General features: G+C 43.6%; 17 protein-coding genes and 1 tRNA gene. 13 read left to right on the top strand and 5 right to left on the bottom strand.

Annotated features, from left to right (window positions below; genetic code table 11):
* The first annotated feature begins 56 nt into the window (after positions 1-56).
* The 11 genes from DXD65_RS04225 to DXD65_RS04170 all read left to right on the top strand — a co-directional run bounded on the left by DXD65_RS04225 (position 57) and on the right by DXD65_RS04170 (position 10640).
* Positions 57-599: a hypothetical protein gene (locus tag DXD65_RS04225; RefSeq protein ID WP_005829029.1), complete on the top strand. Its 543-nt coding sequence runs from the start codon at positions 57-59 to the stop codon at positions 597-599.
* The gene (locus DXD65_RS04220) at positions 586-4086 is read left to right on the top strand and encodes a phage tail tape measure protein (RefSeq protein ID WP_117887377.1); all 3501 of its coding nucleotides are present in this window, start codon (positions 586-588) and stop codon (positions 4084-4086) included. The genes DXD65_RS04225 and DXD65_RS04220 overlap by 14 nt, the downstream gene beginning before the upstream one ends.
* Positions 4083-5858 carry a hypothetical protein gene (locus DXD65_RS04215; protein ID WP_005829033.1) on the top strand — a complete coding sequence of 592 codons (1776 nt, stop codon included), beginning with the start codon at positions 4083-4085 and terminating at the stop codon, positions 5856-5858. The genes DXD65_RS04220 and DXD65_RS04215 overlap by 4 nt, the downstream gene beginning before the upstream one ends.
* A 105-nt stretch (positions 5859-5963) precedes the next feature.
* Complete coding sequence (locus DXD65_RS04210) at positions 5964-6158, top strand: hypothetical protein (protein ID WP_005837025.1); 195 nt, start codon at positions 5964-5966, stop codon at positions 6156-6158.
* A gap of 38 nt (positions 6159-6196) precedes the next feature.
* Entirely contained in the window at positions 6197-6625 is a 429-nt protein-coding gene (locus DXD65_RS04205; RefSeq protein WP_005829037.1) for a DUF5053 domain-containing protein, read from the top strand.
* A 244-nt stretch (positions 6626-6869) separates the two neighbouring features.
* Positions 6870-8282 carry a hypothetical protein gene (locus DXD65_RS04200; protein WP_005837023.1) on the top strand — a complete coding sequence of 471 codons (1413 nt, stop codon included), beginning with the start codon at positions 6870-6872 and terminating at the stop codon, positions 8280-8282.
* Positions 8283-8286: 4 nt separating this feature from the next.
* Positions 8287-9156, top strand: coding sequence for a DNA adenine methylase (locus DXD65_RS04195; RefSeq protein WP_117887376.1), 870 nt, complete (start codon positions 8287-8289; stop codon positions 9154-9156).
* A gap of 393 nt (positions 9157-9549) precedes the next feature.
* Positions 9550-9747: a hypothetical protein gene (locus tag DXD65_RS04185; protein WP_227239044.1), complete on the top strand. Its 198-nt coding sequence runs from the start codon at positions 9550-9552 to the stop codon at positions 9745-9747.
* Positions 9744-10106 (top strand): hypothetical protein, encoded by a 363-nt coding sequence (locus DXD65_RS04180; RefSeq protein ID WP_005829050.1) that lies wholly within the window; start codon positions 9744-9746, stop codon positions 10104-10106. The genes DXD65_RS04185 and DXD65_RS04180 overlap by 4 nt, the downstream gene beginning before the upstream one ends.
* Positions 10099-10344: a hypothetical protein gene (locus DXD65_RS04175; RefSeq protein ID WP_005829052.1), complete on the top strand. Its 246-nt coding sequence runs from the start codon at positions 10099-10101 to the stop codon at positions 10342-10344. Before DXD65_RS04180 ends, DXD65_RS04175 begins: the two co-directional genes overlap by 8 nt.
* Positions 10341-10640, top strand: coding sequence for a hypothetical protein (locus DXD65_RS04170; RefSeq protein WP_005829055.1), 300 nt, complete (start codon positions 10341-10343; stop codon positions 10638-10640). Before DXD65_RS04175 ends, DXD65_RS04170 begins: the two co-directional genes overlap by 4 nt.
* Before the next feature lie 115 nt (positions 10641-10755).
* On the opposite strand, the gene DXD65_RS04165 is transcribed toward DXD65_RS04170, so the two are convergent.
* Positions 10756-11922 (bottom strand): site-specific integrase, encoded by a 1167-nt coding sequence (locus DXD65_RS04165; protein ID WP_117887375.1) that lies wholly within the window; start codon positions 11920-11922, stop codon positions 10756-10758.
* Positions 11923-12102: 180 nt separating this feature from the next.
* A tRNA-Arg gene (locus tag DXD65_RS04160) sits at positions 12103-12176 on the bottom strand.
* Between the two features lie 288 nt (positions 12177-12464).
* Here DXD65_RS04160 and rpiA point away from each other — a divergent pair.
* Positions 12465-13169: a ribose 5-phosphate isomerase A gene (rpiA, locus tag DXD65_RS04155; protein ID WP_005829061.1), complete on the top strand. Its 705-nt coding sequence runs from the start codon at positions 12465-12467 to the stop codon at positions 13167-13169.
* Here rpiA and DXD65_RS04150 read toward each other — a convergent pair.
* Genes DXD65_RS04150 through DXD65_RS04140 form a run of 3 tightly spaced genes read right to left on the bottom strand, consistent with a single transcriptional unit; the run spans position 13144 to position 19666 of the window.
* Positions 13144-14595: an AbgT family transporter gene (locus DXD65_RS04150; protein WP_119958724.1), complete on the bottom strand. Its 1452-nt coding sequence runs from the start codon at positions 14593-14595 to the stop codon at positions 13144-13146. The genes rpiA and DXD65_RS04150 overlap by 26 nt on opposite strands.
* On the bottom strand, positions 14588-15316 hold the full coding sequence (locus tag DXD65_RS04145) for a DUF5932 domain-containing protein (protein WP_005829066.1): 729 nt from the start codon (positions 15314-15316) through the stop codon (positions 14588-14590). The genes DXD65_RS04150 and DXD65_RS04145 overlap by 8 nt, the downstream gene beginning before the upstream one ends.
* Positions 15317-15319: 3 nt before the next feature.
* Positions 15320-19666 (bottom strand): DUF5113 domain-containing protein, encoded by a 4347-nt coding sequence (locus DXD65_RS04140; RefSeq protein ID WP_117887374.1) that lies wholly within the window; start codon positions 19664-19666, stop codon positions 15320-15322.
* Positions 19667-19790: 124 nt separating this feature from the next.
* Here DXD65_RS04140 and DXD65_RS04135 point away from each other — a divergent pair, with 124 nt between their 5' ends.
* Positions 19791-20729, top strand: coding sequence for a ribose-phosphate pyrophosphokinase (locus tag DXD65_RS04135; RefSeq protein WP_005829068.1), 939 nt, complete (start codon positions 19791-19793; stop codon positions 20727-20729).
* The last annotated feature ends 63 nt before the right edge of the window (positions 20730-20792 follow it).

The following is a 20792-nucleotide window of genomic DNA, read 5'->3' as shown; positions in this document are numbered from 1 at the left end:
CCTTTTTTCCACTCTTTTCAGCCTTTAGTTTTGTGTCCGGAACTAAAGGCTTTTTTATGGCAATAACTGAAGAAAAGAGTTTAATGACCTCCGAGAAATTCAATCGAGGAGTTGAGAACTGGACGTGGAAAGTCAGGAATACCTCCGTAAATATTCTACAACGGACACACGCAACCGGCAGATTGCGTAGGGAACTGCAATCCCGTTGGCTGAAAGACCGTGAAGGTGGACCGGCTTATGTCGGTCTGGGTTTCCGCTTTGCCCGGTATGGTGCGTACCGGGAGTATGGCGCCGGGCGTGGATATATCGTCAAGAACGGAATTATAATGAAGGGACATTCGGCATGGAGCGATAAGAAGAAACGTCAGGAACTGCGTTCTTTACGTGTTTCTGAATATCGTATCCGGCGCATGCGTACCGTTGATGAACACTATGCCGTTATCCGGCGAAGTCCCCTACCCTGGTTAGACCCTCCCATTGTGGATAACATCGAATCACTGGCAGATTTATCCGGAGAGTATTACGGTGACCAGGCACTCAAGAATGTGCTTCAGAAGTTTGATAAAATAACAATTGAAAAACGTTATGGCAAAAAGTGACAAGACTGTCAAAAGAGGTGTCTACTTGTACATCGATGGCAAGGAAATTAAGAATGACATCAATTCCATTGATTTGGAGATGAAACGCCTACAGCGTGACATTAAGGAAATGACACGCGGCTCTGAGGAATACAACCGCACCATGGCGAAGATACAGCATCTTCAGGGGATTTTAAAACAGCATCGCCAGGAGATAAAAGGCATCACCACCGAAACCAAGAAAGCGACTGTCAGTATTGGCAGTATGGTAGACTGGTTCAACCGTTTCGGTGGAGTTATCTTGTCCGTAATAGGTTTCCTTACCGGTTTTACCCTTGCCTTGCGCGCCATCAGAGACGAACGCAACAAGTTGGAGGAGTCCCAGGCCGGGCTGAAAGCCTTGACCGGACTTGATGATGACAGCATTGCCTGGTTGACCGGGCAGGCCAAGACGCTTTCCACCACCATGACAAAAGAGGGCTTGCGTGTCCGCCAGTCGGCAGCCGAAATCCTGGATGCGTTCATGCTGGTCGGTTCGGCCAAGCCGGAACTGCTTGGTGACAAGGAAGCGCTCAAGGCTGTTACGGAGGAAGCCATGCGGTTGCAGGCGGCAGCCAAGGACATTACCCTGAACGAAGCGGTTGATTCACTTACCTTATCACTCAACCAATATGGGGCGGCAGCAGACCAGGCAGGACGGTTTACCAACGTATTGGCTGCCGGCTCCCAGGCAGGTTCCGCCAATATCGCAAGCCAGGCAAAGGCTATCCGGAATGCAGGTACCGCAGCGGCTTCGGCCAATGTTCCCATTGAACAGACGGTCGCATTGATTGAAACGCTTGCCTATCGGGGTATAAAGGATGAAGTGGCCGGAACGGGATTGAAGAAATTCTTTCTGGTTCTTCAGACCGGAGCGGACGAGACCAACCCTAAAATCGTCGGGTTGGATAAGGCACTGGAGAATCTGAAGAACAAGAATATGGATGCAGGCGCCATCAAGAAGATGTTCGGGGAGGAAGGCTACAATACCGCATCCGTAATCCTTCAGAACACGGAGATGGTGAAAGACTTCACCGCTGCCGTCACCGGTACCAATGTGGCGTATGAGCAGGCGGCCATAAACAGTGATACTGCACAGGCCAAACTGGAGCAGGCACGCAATAAGATGAAGCTGGCAGCCATTGATTTGGGAGAGAAACTGAATCCGGCTCTGACGGTGAGTACGAATATGCTGACCAATGTGCTCAAGTATTTGCCGGGATTGATTGACTGGTGCAAAAAATGGGGTGGTACTGTATTGTGGCTTAGTACGATATTGCTTGTATATGCTACCCGGCTGAAGATAATTACAGCATGGTATTCTATTTGGAATTCACTTACCAAAATTGCGACAGTTCTCAATTTGGCTTATGCCGCATCAATGAATACATTGTCTGGTTATACAGTGACATCATTTGGAAACTTGCGTAAATTATCAATGCTCATGCAAGGACATTCTGTTTTACTTAAATCACTACGTACCGCCACTTATTTATATGCCGCTGCCGTGCAGGTTTTACACGGGCGCGTTGATTTGGCTGCCAAATCGCTGAAAGCAGCTTGGACTATTATGTCCAGCAATCCGATTGGCTTACTGGTTACATTAGTTCTTGCAGCAGCTACCGCATCCTACAAACTGACACAACGCACCAAAGCTTATTACGACCTAAATAAAGTCAATGAGAAAATTACAGAAAAATCAAATGATGAATATGCGCGTCAATCATCACTGATTGAACAGTTGACCACCAAAATACACAATAATAATCTTTCCAATTTTGAACGTAAAAAGGCAATTGTACAATTGCAGGCTATTATTCCGGATTATAATGCAGAGATTGATAAAGAGGGCAAAATCATCAATGAAAACACAGAGGCACTTGACCGATATAATGCCGTATTAGCAACCAATATCGAATTAAAAGAGGCTGCCGACGAACTGGATAAGCACCGGATCAACCTGATGCGCCTTCAAAAATCCCCGGCATTGAGTGACAATTCACCGATGGGGTCGATGGCTCGCGAGGATGTTCGCAACAAGATTTCCCAAGAAGAAGAGATTGTTGAATCTTTAACTGCACGTTATAAGAAACTGGTACAAGAAAAATGGAAAGCATTGAATCCGAACACTCCTAAAAACAATCCCACCGGAGGCAATGACGGTGGAAAATGTCCGATATGTGGAAACAAACCTTGTACCTGCGATAAAAACAACACTTCCAAAGACAAGTTCGCCCAAGCTGAAGCCGACTACTACCGACGTATCGCTGACATCAAACGGAAGTACCTCGCTGACGATAAGATGACCCAGGAAGAATACAACAAGCAGATGCGGGATGCAGAAATACAACTGCTCAACGATAAGCTGAAGGTCAAGGGGCTTGAGCCTTCAGAGATTCAACGTATCAATGACCAAATACTTGATGCGGAAATAAAGGCGCGTGATGAATTGCGCAGGCTTGATGAACAGTCTGCCAAGGATGAAGAGAAACGCCGTAAGGAGCAGGCAGAAGAGACGTTTTCCCGTTTGGACAAAGAGTACCAAATGCAGGTGGAAGCTGCCGCCATGTATCATTATGAAAACAGGACTTCCGAGGAGGAGTATTTCAATGAGCTGCGCAGACTGCAAGATGTATATTACCATAAGGTTCTCAATGACGCGGCAATCAGTGAGGAGAAGAAAAACCAGGTACGTGAACAGATGCGTAAACGTAATCTGAAGGATGCCCAAAAAGATGCTGAAGAAGAAAAACGGATTGAACGTGAGAAGTTTGACATACTGTCTGACCTGGCGAAAGGCTTCGGAGAGACCATGGCGCAATTCTTCACGGACTCCGAGGTGTCTCTCAAGGACTTCCTGAAGAATATTCTTACTATGTCGCTTGATGCGTTGGAACGTATGATGATTATGGCCGTTACCGAACGCACCATCAAGAATATAGGTTCACTCGGCTTCGTAGGTGTAGCTAAAGCTGCCGGAGAGATTGCTCTGATAACTGCCGCATTTGAGACAGCCAAAGGGCTTATCTCCAATTTCTACACCGGCGGCTTTACTCCGTCCGGTGACTGGAATCAGCCGCAAGGTATTGTACATTCCAATGAATTTGTCGCCAACCGTTTTGCTGTGGCCAACCCGAATCTGCGACCGATATTCGACGCCATTGACGTGGCACAGCGTAGCGGTAATGTTGGTAATCTGACAGCTGAAGACATAGCGGCTGTAGCAGGTTCCGGAAAGAGTACACGTACCGTACCAGTCAAGGCACCTGCTGCCAGCGCCACAACGACGACCAATGACCCGGCTATGGTGGCGATGCTGATAGAATGTACCCGCGTATTGCGGAAGCTTAAAAACAGGCTGGATGCCCCTTTGGTAGCGGAAACTTATGTTACCGGCAAACGGGGTATCAACCAGGCACAAAAAGAATATCAGAAGTTGAACAACAATAAATCACGCAACAAGCAATGACAGAATTATACATTGACGGGCAATTGGCCGCCCTTCCTGAAGGGTTCAACATTACGTTCACCTCCGAGAATCCGTATTTCACCCGCAGTTCCAATTACTCCTTGGACATAGAACTCCCCATGCCTGCCAATCATGCCATATTCAAGCACGTGAACAGACTGGATGTGACGAAAAAAAAGACTATCCTTCCGGCCACACTCATCGTTGACGCCAGATGCCTGCTTTACGGCAGTGCGGTTTTACTCTCAGTAGAAGATGCACTGGTTAAGGTACAGCTCGTATCGGGTAATGCGGAATTTAATCTGCTGACGAATGATGATCTGTATATTGACGAACTTGATTTAGGTACAATCAGTTGGCCGAACAACAATCAGAACCGTTTCCAGCCACCTGCCAATATGGTGAACTACTACGGTTCGGTGGACGACATTGAAGCTGTATGGTTGCCGGTGTTCTATCAGGAAGCCAAATGGGAGAATCTTCAGAACGATGCAATCTATGAGTTCGGCACGAACAATTTTACCCTTTGCCCCTATTATGGCCGTCGATGTGTACAACCATACCTTTTGACAGTCATCAAGAGAATAGTGGAGTATTTTGGCTATACGTTCGATACCTCCTTCTTTGATAACAATTTCTTGCGGAACGTTTATGTATGCAGCGCGGTAAGCAGCAACCGGGTGGCCGCCGCATTGCCGCACTGGACTGTTTCCGAATTCTTTGATGAACTGGAGAAATTCCTTTGTGCGGTTACGGTGGTCAACGAACGCACCAAAGTGGTGAGTCTCGTAGGGCTTAACGATTATTTTACAGAATCCGGAAAGGAGATAATTCCTGCATCTTCCCTGCTACGGGAGTTCACTGTGGATATTGAAGATGAAAAGAATGAGAAAGACTTGAGCACTGGCAATGTGGGCTACAATCTGCCTTCCCATACGGATGACGGCTATCTGCGAATTGAAAGGGACATCATAGAGGCTGCATACAAACAAGAATATGATTCTTACGATGCAATGCTGGCCGCATACAATGGAATGGGTGACAGTGACAAGAAAAGTACAATCTTTATTGTTGGCAAACGGTATTATATCAACTACAATGAAAATGATAAGAATACGCTGCGTGAAGTCAATTTGTATGCGGATTTAATCCGTGACCCGGAATCGTCCGATGTAGAGACCTCACTCGGAATCGTCCCGGCTAAAATTATTCAGTTCAATGTCGGCGTGTATGGCTCTGTAGCTGATTACGATTTGTCCCGTCCGTACACCTCCATGGTATTGAACATACCCGCGGTGGGCTACCAGGCTACTGTTGCCAAGCAGGAGCGCTTCAATGTCCAGGAAGCCATAAACGGTGACGTGGAGCTGAAGGAGAAGCAGGAAAAAAACGGGCACATGGAAGTGGCTGTCAATACCGGCAAGTTCAACCGGCAGAACGTAACTTACAGCGGTCAGACACATGCCTATGATTATGCCTATCCTTTTACGGACTACCAGCAGAAGACCGAAGCACAGCTCACGGACTTCCTTCCGTATTCCCTAAGCTTGAACGATGTTTGTCCGGACAGTGTCGGACATCGGTTGTCGACACTCAGTCTGTTTCACTCCAATATCCCTTACACAATCCAGTTCCAAGCCAATAAGCTGCCAGATGTGAATAAGGTGTTTCTTATAGGCAACAAGCAGTATTTGTGCGAGAAGATTGAGACGGAAATAGATGTTGATGGATTAAGCAAGGTACTGAAGGGGACTTTTTACCGGATAGAATAATAATGTTAAAAAGACATCTGCCTCTCAAAAATAACTCCTTTTTCCCTTGCGTAATTACCAAAAGGTTATTATATTTGCAGTGTCATAATGTATCGCGATCTTTTTATGACTGAAGAAGAAGAGCTAAAGGCTCGGATTGAAGCTGCGAAAAAAGACCTCAGCTTCTTTTCCCTCTATTGGGATGACATTCAGAATACTGATTGGATTTCCGATGAGGAGCTTGAGGAAGGCATCAATGATTGTCTCGATGACTTGAATGATGCACAAGACAAGCTGAATGAAAACGGTAGCCCTCCTTGAGGGGGCTACTTTTTCTCTAACATATAATTTTTAGGCTTATGGACGTACAGAAAGAATTGGGAAAATGGAAGTCGGAATATGTAAAATGCAATACTCCGGAGGAATTGGCCGACCATAAAAAACGTTTCAGGGCTTTTCTGCAGACGCTTTCACCGGAGGATAAAAAAGCGTTTGCGCAAGCATTCCAAGATGGTGCCAGGCAATCAATCAATGAAGCCCAAGCCATTGTGAAAACAGTAGAAATCAGGCAGACCTTAGAAAAAGTATTGCCTTTCGCTTCTATGTCGTATATTGCCCAGCACTATTTTGGCAGAACACGCCAATGGCTATATCAACGGATTAACGGAAGTGCGGTAAACGGCAAACCAGCCAACTTCACCGCTGATGAACTGAATACTCTATCTTTAGCTCTATCTGAGCTTGGCGACATAATGAAAGATACTTCTCGGTCTATCGCGAGGCCGTAAGGTTTTTAATGACAGAGGGGCTTCCACGGGTTGGAAGCCTTTTTTATTTCATTATTCAAATAATCATGAATTAAATTTAGAATAAAAAGTTTTTTTATTTTGTTAAGTTTGATAAAATCACTATTTTAGCAACGCCAAAAAATGAATTAAATGAATCCTTTTCCATAGTGTAACCCATAAGATTGGGTTCAGGTTTATTCATTCCTGTAGGCGCACTATAGTGAAGGATTCGCCATTTAATATTATGACAAACAAAAAATACAAATCTATCAGTATTTCTAATTTAATTATAAATCCAGATAATGATCGTTTTGAGTCTGTTGAGAATGAAAAGCAGGCTATAGACATAATGCTAACAAAATTAGGAGACAAAATTTATTATATTGCGATACATATTTTAGAGAATGGGTTGTCTCCCAAGCCATTTTATGTTATGCCATCAAAGAAATCTAACAAGAAATTTCTTGTAAAGGAAGGAAACAGAAGAACCACAGCATTAAAATTGATGGCTAACCCTAAGTTAATTGATTCTAAAAAACATGCTTCATTAAAGAATCGTTTTTTTAAGCTGCATGAAAGATTTATGGAAACTCCGATTAGAAAAATAATGTGCTATATTTATGATGATGTAGAAGAGGCAGATAAATGGGTTCGATTAGAACATACAGGAGAACAGAATGGAGTTGGTATAGTTGAGTGGAAACCAGAGCAAGTACAGAGATTTGATATAAAACATGGAAAAAATAAGTCTGTAGAAATACAAGCTATTGATTTCATACGAACATCTCCTTTCGTACAAGAAGAAGTAAAGAGGGCTTCCGAAAACATTAAACTCACAAATTTTGCTCGTTTATTAGGAGATAAAAGTGTTCGGGAAATTTTGGGTTTAAAGTATATAAATTCTAAATTAAGTTCTAATCTTGAAGAAGAAGAAATAGCTAAGGCCTTAGGGCAAATTATTTTAGATTTGTCTGATAAAGATTTTAAGGTTAGTTCTATATATAATGCCAAGCAAAGAAAAGATTATATTCAAGGCTTAGGAGAAAAACTGCCTGATAAAAATAAGACAATAGGAGAAGTTTGGAGGTTGGATAATCCATTAGAACAAATTCCTAATTTGGAAGAAGAAGATAATACAGCAAAGAATGAGGGAAGTGATTTGCATTCTAAGGGACATTTAAAGAAGTCTATTCCGACCCAACGTAAAACTCTTATACCCAATAATTGTATTATTAGGATTTCCAATCCAAAAGCAAATAAAATTTATGATGAATTGAAAAAAATAGATGTTCGAAGTTTTGTTAATTGTGCAGCTGTCACTTTGAGAGTTTTTTTAGAATTAAGTGTAGATACTTTCATTGAAAAAAAAGGATTACTTAAAGAAGGAGAAATTTCGGCTTCCAATTCTTCAAGAAGTTTGTATCAGAAGGTTAATGATGCTAGTCAATACTTATATAAAGAGAAAATTGCAGATGAAACAATATTAAAAGCTGTAAAATTATTAACCAAAGAACGTAATTCTATTTGGGGAGTGGATACAATGAATGCTTATGTACATAGTAACAAACTTTCCCCTGTGCCAATAGATATTCAAACAACTTGGGATAATATTCAGGATTTTATGGTAACTTTGTGGTCTCAAATAGAATCAGAATAATTATATGATGCGTTACTCGCCACTTAGATACCCTGGAGGAAAAGGAAAGATATCTTCTTTCTTTTCTGAATTATTTGTTGCAAATAATTTAATAGGGGGAACCTATATAGAACCCTATGTTGGCGGAGGTTCCATAGCTCTTTCTTTGTTAATTAACGGGGTTGCCAATCAAATTATTATAAATGATAAAGATCGCTCATTATTTGCTTTTTGGTATTCTATTTTAAATTATACAGATGAATTCTGCCAGCTAATAGAAAATACTCCTATCACGATTGATACTTGGTATGAACAAAGAGAAATTCAAAAAAACAAAACTAATGCCGAACTATTATCTTTAGGATTTTCGACTTTCTTTTTAAATAGGACAAATCGTTCCGGTATTATAAAAGGGGGAGTTATCGGTGGGCTTAATCAAACTGGGAATTATTTAATTGATGCTCGTTATAATTCTGATGATTTGAAAAAACGTATTAAATTAATAGCTTTATATAAAGACAAAATTGAATTGCATAATTTAGATGCAGTAGAGTTAATTCATAATCTACAGAGTAATCTACCAAATAATTCCTTGTTTTACTTTGATCCACCTTACTACAAAAAAGGTAAGGGTCTCTATATGAATTATTATGATGACCAAGACCATAGAGATATTTATAATGCAATCGCAGGATTAGAAAATATAAAGTGGGTGGTAACTTATGATAAAGAAGATTTTATTCTTGACCTTTATTTAAAATTCCGAATGTACGAATATTCTCTAAATTATAGTGCGGCTACAGTTGGAAAAGGGCAAGAGTATATGATATTCTCTGATAATTGTATTGTTCCAGAAAAAAGTTCCATAAATTTCAACAAGGTAATAACATTCTAAAACTTACTCTATTCACAAGCTGGAGTATCTTCATTATCTACTTCATTAAAGCAAATGATTGTAGAAGTATTAATAAAAAGTTTTCGATTATACAGCAAACAAAAAAATCTCCGTTTTTCTTTTGCCATTTCAAAATAAACCTGCATCTTTGCAGTGCTCTTCATTTTGACAAGGCGAGACTGTTCGCCAACTTTTGCCGTTGGCATTTTTTATGCCCAATGGTATTCTATAGTTCCGACCCCCGTGTGGAGTGTTAATGCACCCACTGCCTTGTCAAGGTGAAGAGCAACGGGAAAGCGGAACTTTCTTTGTTTATAAGTTTTCCAGTTTTTTGGAGAAAGTTCCCTTTCCCGTCTTTAATAACATATTGTTTTATTTTAAATGCTCTTCATTATGACAAAACAATCTCAAAGCGCTCGCGGACGCTATGTATCCGCAGAGAAGGTTCAAGAACTGTTTGCCCAGCTGGGTGTTGAACTGTGCGCAGGACGTAAACGTATCCGTGCAGCACGTAGCGACAAATCCATTTCCATCTATGTCAATGGTGGGACAGTCAACATCACCTTTAATGAGAAAGGAGGCAAAGCATGATGTTCTTTGTTTACCATCTGCAGACCTATTCCCCCAAGAACCGGGCATGGAAAAAGGTTATTGATTATGTAGAGAAGTATAAAAACGTTCTTATCAAGGATGAACTTTCCCTGGATGCACTCAAGCATGAAATAGGCGATACGGTCAACCGCATTAATGCTGAACACCCGAACTTGAAGCGCATGAAATGTACTGCTACCCCTTTGGGACGTGATTGTACCATACGTATCGAGGCCCATGTCATAAGTGGCGGATGCCCGGACACGGTATTCTTTCTCGATATTTGCAAGGTACGTTCCATTTTTCAATTTAGTGAGAAGGCGAATATGCTGGAACAGAAAGGAGGTGAGAATGGATAATACTACCGTTAATGGAATTGTACTTGACGATTCCATATCTAATTGCTTATTGAAATTGCAAAATAATCGAGCGGCATCTCTTGCAGAATTGTTGGATGACAGTATCGGCTTTCTCCTTGAATACAGTGGTTATTTCTATGACAATTCAAAAACATTTTTGGATATTTTAGCAACATTACATAATGCCCGTACCGAATTTTTAGGCCTTATTCCTAATCAGAAAGGAGGTGCCCAATGAAAAAGCCTATAGGATTCCGTTCTTATCAAAACGACGAAGAACCGGACAAACAAGACGAATTAGAGAAGCAACAAGCCGAGCGGCAGAAAGCCATAGCAAACTTCATCGGCCAGAACTATTCACCCATCGGTACCACTTCACAGAAATGTTACAAGACCACCGCTGAACTGGTATATGAGCTGTCGAACATTGTCGATGTCGCTCCGATGGCGCTGGCCAAACAACTGGCTGATGCCGGGTACCATGTAGAATATTTGGCAGGACAACCCTACTGGGTGATGTACGAGAGAGCATAAATTCGTGCGGCTGCACCTCATTTTGTACGAACTTGTACAAATCGGTGCAGCCGCATTTATTTGATAAATAAAACATTATGAATCATCCGCACGATTGTACGGCTTTTGGCCCCTATTATAGGGTGAAGCTATTGAAACATTGCATGCCTTCCCGCTTGCTCTCATCCATGACGTGCGCATAAATCATCGTTTCCCGGATATTGCTATGTCCAAGCAATTTTTGCAGGCTGGATAAGTCTTTTGTTTTCCGGAGATAAATAGTTGCAAACGTATGTCTTCCTGTCTTGGTCGATATTTTTTTGTTAATCCCCAGTTCCTTGGCAATGGCCTTCAACTGTCGGTTAACGACCTGGTCACATTGAACGTTCCTGAACAGACGTCCTTCTTCCCTACCCTCTGCCCATTCTTCCAGAAGTTTTTCCGCAGGTACCGGCATCGGAATCTTTATCGGTTCCGGTTTACAGTTCCGGTTCTTCACACGGTAGTAAGTCAGCACATCATTGTTTACCTGCTCGATACAGAACATACGTGCATCCGTAATGTGCATGCTCGTGAAACACATGAAAAGGAAGAAGGCCAAGGTCAGCTGAAGCTTTTCCGGCAATGTTCTTTGATAGTATAATTGCACAAACTGCATCAGCTCCTCCTCTGTCAGATAGTCCACATCGCTTTTTATTCTTTTGATATGGAATTCCTGGAAAGGATTTTCTTCTATATAGCCCTTTCTGTAGGCTGCGGTGACATATATCTTGATGGTGGACATATTACGTTGTGCGGTTATCTCCGTATTTCCAAGCTCCTTTTTCATGTAAATCAGGTAGTCAGTCAGATAATCCGGAGTAAGGTCCTGGAACTGTAACAGTTCATTATATGCCTTGAACTTTTTCATACAGCTCAGATGATGCTTGAACGTTCCCATCTCTATTCGCCGGCTGTAGGTTTTCATATGCTCCTTCACGAAGTCATGGAAAGTCTTATAATCACTTGGATTGTTATACTCCCGCATGAAAATATCTTTTGTCAAAGCCTGGTTCCTCAGCCGGAACTTCACCAATATATCGTTGACACGTGCTTTCAGGTTACTCACAATAAGATTTATATCCTTTGCTTCCTTACTGTTTCCTTTGAGAAGTCCGCTTTTCTCGTCAAATTTAGCAGCAGGCACAGACACTTTGCAAGGAAGCATTAACTTTTCCTTACCGAGATAAAAGGTTATATATAGCGGAGCATTGCCCTCTTTGGTCAATCTCTGCTTGTTCTGGATGACTCTTACCGTACTCATTTTTGTTTTCTAAATTATTTCTACCCACCGGAAAAGTGGAACTACGGAAAGCTGTGTTTCTGCTATGTTACCTACTTTTTGCACAAATTCTGTCGAAATTGGCAAGGTAGTAAATCGTTGATACCCAGCTAAACGACGAAAGGCAAGCAGCCTTTTTATCGACTACTTGCCTTATCGTTGTGATTCCGTTGCGATTCGAACGCAAGACCCACGCCTTAGAAGGGCGTTGCTCTATCCAGCTGAGCTACGGAACCAGCCTTAATTGCGGTGCAAAGGTACGCTTTTTTACGAATATTGCAAATTTTTGTATCACCTTTTTTCGTTACCTATGTATAAAAGGCTCATTTGCTACATAAAAAGTAATGATTAGTTACCTTTACAAATAAGATACACGGTATTTATATACAGATGTATTAAAACATTTTGCAAATTATCAATGTTACTAATTATAAAAAGTAAAAATATGGAGGAATATTCAAGTAGGAAAAGTAACATTGACCCGAAAAAGAATGAAAGAGTAATAACAACTAAATTTTAAAGAGATGGAATGGGAAAATCAGTTGATACAAGAATTGCAATGGTCAAATAAAATCAGCAATAAGGCGAGTAAGGAATTGGTAGCCCAGGAGATTGCCGGACTGGCCAAAGACGGTGATGTCATAGGAGCAGGCTCCGGCTCTACCGTTTATCTCACTTTGTTTGCATTAGCTCAACGAGTTAAACAAGAATCTTTGCATATAGAAATCATTCCGGCATCTGCCGAAATTTCGATGACATGTATACAGCTTGGCCTGCCGCAAACTACTCTGTGGAATAAGCGTCCGGATTGGACATTCGACGGTGCAGACGAAGTGGATCCGCATAATAACCTCATCAAAGGACGTGGTGGAGCCATGTTTAAGGAGAAACTTCTCATTAAAAGCAGTGGTAAGACTTACATCATTGTCGATGAGAGCAAGCTTGTCAGCAAACTGGGGAGCAAATACCCCATACCGGTGGAAGTGTTTCCACATGCTCTCTCCCATGTGGAAAACGAGATACGCTTATTGGGAGCTTCAAAAATCAGCCTACGTCTTGCAGAAGGAAAAGACGGTCCGGTATTTACCGAAAGCGGTAATTTCATTCTTGACATTCATCTCAGCAACATTGTTCCTGATTTGGAACAGAAACTGAAAGCCATTACCGGGGTTATCGAAAGCGGGCTGTTCATTGGTTATGACATTACAGTCCTAATGGCAAACCGCTGATGTACCAAAGTACAAATAAGGCAGTCCATGCCAATAGAATGACTAAAGAATATCTCCAAGTATACTTCAGTAGTGAACCATAAGTGGATTGCCTATCATATTGCTGCATATAGGTCAAGACAAGTGGCATGTAGAACATAAAAGGTGTTATGGCATTTGTTGCACTGTCACCTATACGGAACGCACATTGGGTCATATCCGGCGAAATGCCCATACTTGCCAATACCGGAACAAAAATGAAAGACATAAAAGCCCATTTAGCTGTGGCAGATACCATAAAGAGATTGACCAGTGCCGTAAAAAGAATGAAGAGAATCAATATCCATAAACTACTCAAAGAGGCGGAGGACAGCAGATTAGCGCCTAAAATGGCAATGCACTTGTCCAAGTGGGAATATTCAAAACAAGCAAACATCTGTGAGGCAAAGAAAGCTATCACAAAATAAACGCCCAGCAGTTTCATCGGCTGCGTAAGTCCTTCTATCACATCACCGTCCGTACGGTATCGGCCGGAGGCAAAACCATAGACCATCCCCATCAAACCTATTCCAAACGAAAGCAAAAACAGAATACCGACTATAAACGGAGAACGAATCAACCCACCATTGACACTCCGCAATATCCCCCATGAAGAGAATGTAGCCCACAGAATAATGGCAATATACAGCAAGCCTGCAAATACAGCTCCCAACATAGCTCTCCGTTCCTTGCGGGACAATTGTTTGTAGCCATTAAAATGAATATCCCCTGCATACACTCCCAAGTGCGGCAACAAGCTCCTGCGGGTAATATGATAAATGATGAATGCAAGCAGGAACGTGGAAACGAAGAGAAAATAATAATTGCACAACGGTCCAGTCTGCCCCGGAGCAATATTCATCCTATCAGCCGCTTCTTGCGTTACAGAGGCAATCATGGGGTCTAATGTACTCAAAAACACATTAGCGCTATAGCCACAAGAGACTGAAACATAAGCTGTAATTATACCTCCAATGGGGTGCAGACCGACAGACTGGAACAAAGTTGCAGCTATCGGCAACAGAATGATATATCCTGCATCTCCCACTATATTGGACAACAGTCCTAAGACAATGACCAGCAGAATAATGCGCCAAGGATCACGTGGACGTCGTACCCCCCTGCGAATACATGCATCGATGAAACCCGAATGCTGTGCCACCCCTATTCCGAACATAGCCACAATCACCAGCCCTAATGGAGCGAATCCCGTAAAATTGGTTATGACATGGCGCAGCAGCCAGCGTATGCCCTCCGGACTCAGCAGGCTCTGCACCCGTATTTCTTCTCCAGTCTGCGGTTGCAGCACGCTCAGGCCATAGACATCGAATATCCATGAAAGGAGGATGACTGCCAGCGTCAGCAGGAAGAACATCGTAGCGGGATGTGGCATTCGGAGTTTACTCATCGTCGGCTTCCAGATTGTCTATATTCAAGATTCGAAGTTCCAATGCGCGCACCACCAGACGAGTGGCATTCACCCCCACCCGTTCACTAGGCGGGAAAAGACGGCCGACCAAGTCATTCTGCCGTTTCTCCAGCGACTTGACTCCAAAAGGCATTCCCCTAAGATTGGCAATCATTTCTTTGGTATAGCCCAGTGCCAAATGACGGAGGAAACGCTCGTCATACTCATCAATATCATAGCTTATGATTGCTTCCTGACGTTTTGCATCATTCAGGACAGATTTCTTGAAGCGTTCCACTATCTTCTCCAGTATCGGATAGTTAAAGACCAGCTTCTTGCCGTCCATCACTGCCTGCACATCGGTTTTGGTCAGCAACTCTCCGGTTTTCAGGATAATGCCGTCAGCGCCGGCTTCAAGTACGTCCACCCATAACTTCTCATTCAATATTTCTCCCGTGAATATCAGCACATGTACTCCCGGATAACGCTTGAAGATATTCCGGCAGATGTCCACCCCGATTGTGGTCGAACCTCCCAGTCCCAAGTCCAGCAGAACAAGATCCGGCACGCCGGCTTCAATCAATGTCCAGAACTCCTGCTCAGTCATAGCAGTACCTATTACCTCCGCATTGGGAATTTCATGGCGGAAAATCTCTTCCGTCCCTTTCAGCTCCAACTTGACATCTTCAACGATGATTACTTTAAATTTTTTGTCTTCCATATTTCATTTTTTCGGTAGCGTAAAATATATTGTAAAACCTCCTTCCTTTCCCGGTTCGGCATTGATACGGCATCCCCGGCGTCCGGCAAACTCGTCATGGTCGCGGATAATCTGCTTGCACACCAGATATTCCGTACCATACAGTTCTCCTTTCTCACCGGCCGTCATGCGGGACAAGTCGGGATAGAACAATTGGTTCAATTCTTCACGGGTCTTTTCCCTGCGCATATCTATAAACAGAAAACGTATAAATTCCCCATCTTCCCGGGCCGACAGACAGACAGCTCCATCCAGAGTTACGGAGCAAGCCTCGTCTATCAGGTTTTCAAGCAGGAAACGCAACTGGTTCCAGTCACCGGTAATCCGTCCTTCCAACGGTTGTATCTTAAAATCAATATGCGCCTTGTTTCCCTTATACACTTTGCGGAAATATTTCCCGGCAGTAGCCATAAGTTCCGGCACAGATATTGTCGCACGCCTGAAAGTCACCTCTTCCAACTGGCGGGAAGCGCATGAACTGAGTGTCGTAAAGATACCTTTGTAATACTCTATCAATTCGCTGATGGCAACCACCGTTTCCCGCTCCTCCGCTTCTGTCTGTTTGCCGGACCGCAGTTTCCCTATCAGCTGCTTTATCTTGTTCGGATAATAAATCGTTTCATGCTTGATGGTCGAAAGACAATTATCCAGCACCATGTTCTGTACATGCAGCAAACTGTCTTCCCAGGAAGCTCGCCGGGCTTCATCTTGAGCCACTTCGATGTCCCGGTATTTCGTAGCCAACTTAACCACTGCATTGAAGATTACAATGGAGACATAACGGGCTATCAGTTCCAAAAGCAAATGGTCGGTCTCCTGCTCCGTACCTTCCCTGCGTTCCAGACACAGCACACCTATGCAACGACACATATTTCCCGCATCCACAACAAGCGGCAATGTTTGTATACCCTTTTCCGATATGTACTCTTGCTGCTCAAAGCAATTCTCCATATATTTCCTCCAGATAGGCAACTCGTCCACGGCGGTATCTTCCACTGGATTGGAAGTGTATTCCAGCTTATGTGTAGTCTCGTTGTATACAGCTATGCTTAACCGGTCGATACTCAAAAGTTCGTTCACTGCATCAAAAGCGGAACCTACAATCTGCCGCGGGATTTCCTTCAATGTATCCTCCTCACGCTGCAACATTTCCTCCGTATCCGAAACCGGCAACAAGGAGGCATTGAACACCTTTCCATTAATTTCCAGTACTTGCTCCAGATTCCAGCGGTTCACCAGACGCTTACGGAAATAGAGTATGTAATATCCCGACAGTAATACGAACAGCAAAACCACCGCCAGCAAAATGCCCACCATCTTGTTGTTGGTGGAACGCTCCAGCTGCCGGCAATATTCTTCCAAGGATTGGTCTTCTCCCAACAGTTTGTATAAGGTAGTGTAGGCAGCATTATTATAACTATAGTCATCCCATTGCTTCAATGCAAGAAATGAGACAGCCGCTTCATTCCTGATATCCAGAATTACATGGAAATCCGAATTGAACATCTGGTTCCACCAATCCAGTTCCGCAGGCGCCCCGTCTCCCGTCAGCGTCATATAGCGATGTATAGGATGGGCGTATTGCTTGTAATGTTCGTTCAGGCAATACATTGCCGAATCTATGTATTGTAAAGCCAGTTCGTATTCTCCGTCTACATTGCAGTAATAAGCTTCATTGGCATAATCGGAGGCTTCGTCCAGCAAAGCTTCGTATTCATTCTGTGCAAGCAGTGCCAAAGAATCCGGTAACACCTCTCCGGAAGCAGGCTGTTCCACAGCATGCCGGCAGGATGACATGCACAAAGACAACACGACGAGCAACACCGACACGGACTTACGGATACCGGCAGGCAGACGGAAATAAAAACGGCTGCCTTTTCCCAGCCCGCTCTCCACATTGAACAGACAGACCTTGAACAAATCATTCGTCTTGCGATATTTTTCAATGATGCCCTTACAGTTCATCAGTCCAAAGCCACTTCCTTTGTTCTTCCTCAATTCCTCCTTGTCGGGAGCGTCACTCATACCGATGGCTTTCGAGTCATATACTTTTTCTCCCACGATGCGGGCTACATCTTCCGGTGACAATCCACAACCATTATCCTCTACCGAGATTTCCACGTAATCCTCCTCCTGCCGTGCATATACTTTCACCATACCGCCCTGAGGGGTATATTTACGGGCATTCTCTGCCAGTGTATTTATCATAAACAATGTAAGGGCTTTGTCTGCCTTCACCCGGATATCCGTAGGCTGCACCTCCAACGACTGTCTCTTCATCTCGAATGTACGGCTTCCTTTCCTGAGCAGCTCGAAAAGTTCATTCAATTCGAACGTCTCTATGTTCAGGCTAAGGCTTCCTTGCTTCATCTTTATCCAAAGGGCAAGAATATCATTGTATTCGTTGATGGTAGTAACCAACTCGTCGATATACTGGTATTTCTCCTCCTTTATCCGTTCCTCTTTGATGAATCCTTTTTGAGTCAGTTTCTGCACTTCGTTGATGATACGGTCTATGTACGGATGAATCCCGTTTACAATAGCCATACATGCTTTCTTTATCAGATTTTGCCGTTTGTTCCCCGCGATGTGCTGCTCGTAAATGTAGCGTTGCTTTTCCAGTCTGCGGCGCTCATCCCCAAGGGAGATGGACGTCATGCCGTTGTCGATTGCCCATTGGATATAGGGGGGTATCACCCGTACCATCGCCTGCTCATCCTTGCTCATCCGACGCGGGAACACTAATTGCCCGTTGTCTATGCGGATGTCCTTCACTCCAAACAGCTTTTCCAATTCCGGGCAGACAGCCGTCCGGATAGAGTCGATGATTTCCTCCTCAGTCTGTGCATCTGCCGGAATGGATGCCGTTATCTTCTGACAGATATCCAGCATCAGCTGCAGACGGCGGAGATGCACTCTGTTCCGGTCTTTGGAACGCTTGTTGAAAAACCAGAAAAAGAGGGATACAAGCACGAAGCCCACAATGACCAGTGACAACACGACGTTGAGCTGCCCCGCCTCCTTTTCCAATGCTTGATAGCGGCTTTCCAGCTCTTTATCCTGGCGTGTATCTTCAAGGATATCCAGGTAAATATTGCGGTTATAGTCTGATTTTTCTTTCATCCCGAGTCCTGCATACGAAACGCTCAACTGTTCACGAATACGTGAAATCCACTCGGGTACGGTTTTCAGTTTCTGCTCCATCCATGCCTTCTCCGCACAAATCGTATCTCGACGGTCAAATGCTTTCAGCCAGTCCAAACTATCGTGGCAGTCATAGAAAAGGCGGTGATGGTCATTTACACATTCCAGAGCAAGTTTTAGCGTGTCAAGAGCTTCTGTATAGTGACTGTGGGCATTCAGGTATTTGCCGATAGATACATATGCACCTGCTATCTGATACAAATCCTTGTATTGGCTGAATTTTTGCAATGCCAACTGCCCCAGACGCATGGGAAGCAGCGAATCTACCGGTACTCCAAAACGTGTCAAGGCATGGGAGCGGCGGTCTTGAAAAAATGCGTAATTATCCGGTGAAGCCATCAAGTTGGCAAGTCCCTGCACTCCATTGCCCTCAAAGTAAAGATAGCCCTTGCGCGAAGCCAACTGCCATGCGGTATAGAGCTCATCAAATTCTCTCAGTCTTCGCTCATCCGGTGTCTCACCCTCGCATAAGGCAGCAGAACCTTTGATGTAGTGATAATACAACAGCTGATTGGTATCTGCCAGCAACTCTTGTTTTTTAGTAACTTCATTAATAGAGGCTACAGCTTCCGGACGCTGTTGCAAATAATAATAATACACAGCAGATACAATATAAAATTCCGAACGGGCATAATTCAAACGCATTTGCTCGTGTTGGTCCACAAACAGATTGTCATCCTCCGCTATTCTTTTCATACGGTGCAAGGCACTATTGCGATAATCGTAGAACTCCTTGTTCAACGCCGTCCGCTGATAAATCTTCATCAAACCGATGTCGGCAATAAGGAGTTCCAGTTCATTCTTGGTCAGATTATAGACATCCATATGAAACTTTTCGGCCTGCTCAAAATCCATGCGCATAAAAGCACAAAAGCCCAGATTATTGGATGCTTCCGCTTTTCCTTGTTTATAGAGGCTGACTTCACGGTAGGCCCTTGATGCCGCATGGCAGGATGAATCCAGGTTTTTATAACGAAAAGCATAAGCCACCTGGTTTAGAGAGTCGATAAGGCGTACTTCCTTCATGGGTGCCGTTCCCACACACGAAACCATTGTTGTACAAAGGCACAACAACCCCGCAAACCATATAAAAGAAAGTCGTTTCATAAAGCAAAGCTACGAATAAATCCGGGAAAGAAAAATAATTTTTATACAATAACTCTTGTTTTATGTAACGGGAAATTCCTACCTTTGCATGCAAATTAACAAATAGGTAACATCTATTACACAAATGAGCGAAAAAGCACCCTTTATGGTATTCTCCGGAACAAATTCGAGATACCTTGCAGAGAAAATCTGCGCTAGCCTTGATTGCCCTCTGGGAAAGATGAACATCACCCATTTTGCAGATGGTGAGTTTGCAGTCTCTTATGAGGAATCTATCCGTGGCTCGCATGTATTCCTGGTTCAATCAACCTTCCCTAATTCTGACAACTTGATGGAACTTCTGCTGATGGTTGATGCTGCTAAAAGAGCATCGGCAAAAAGCGTTGTAGCCGTTATCCCTTACTTCGGTTGGGCACGTCAGGACAGAAAAGACAAACCCCGTGTTTCCATCGGCGCTAAACTGGTGGCCGACCTGCTCTCTGTTGCAGGTATCGACCGTCTGATTACGATGGACCTTCATGCAGACCAGATTCAAGGTTTCTTCAATATTCCGGTGGATCATTTGTATGCATCAGCAGTATTCCTCCCCTATATTGAATCCTTGAAACTGGAAGACTTGGTAATCGCCACCCCGGATGTCGGCGGTTCAAAACGCGCCAGCACATTCTCCAAATACCTCGGTGTACCCCTGGTATTGTGCAACAAGACACGCGAAAAAGCAAACGTGGTTGCCACCATGCAAATCATCGGTGATGTAAAAGACAAGAATGTAGTATTGGTAGACGATATTGTAGATACAGCAGGAACCATTACCAAGGCTGCCAACATCATGCTGGAAGCAGGAGCCAAATCTGTCCGTGCCATTGCCAGCCACTGCGTAATGTCCGACCCTGCTTCTTTCCGTGTACAAGAATCCGCACTAACGGAAATGGTATTTACTGATAGTATCCCCTACTCTAAAAAATGTGACAAGGTTAAACAGTTGAGCATTGCCGATATGTTCGCCGAAACCATCAAGCGGGTGATGAACAATGAATCAATCAGTTCACAATACATTATCTAACCGCGGAGCGGTTAGAAATTAAAAATTAAAGGCTGCGCGGTTCTGAAGTGAACATTGCGCAGC

Origin of the sequence: Bacteroides sp. 4_1_36, assembly GCF_003466325.1 — a bacterium.
Classification (GTDB): Bacteria; Bacteroidota; Bacteroidia; order Bacteroidales; family Bacteroidaceae; genus Bacteroides; species Bacteroides uniformis.
Note: the sequence above shows the minus strand (reverse complement) of the source record. Positions and strands in the feature narration are given on the sequence as shown.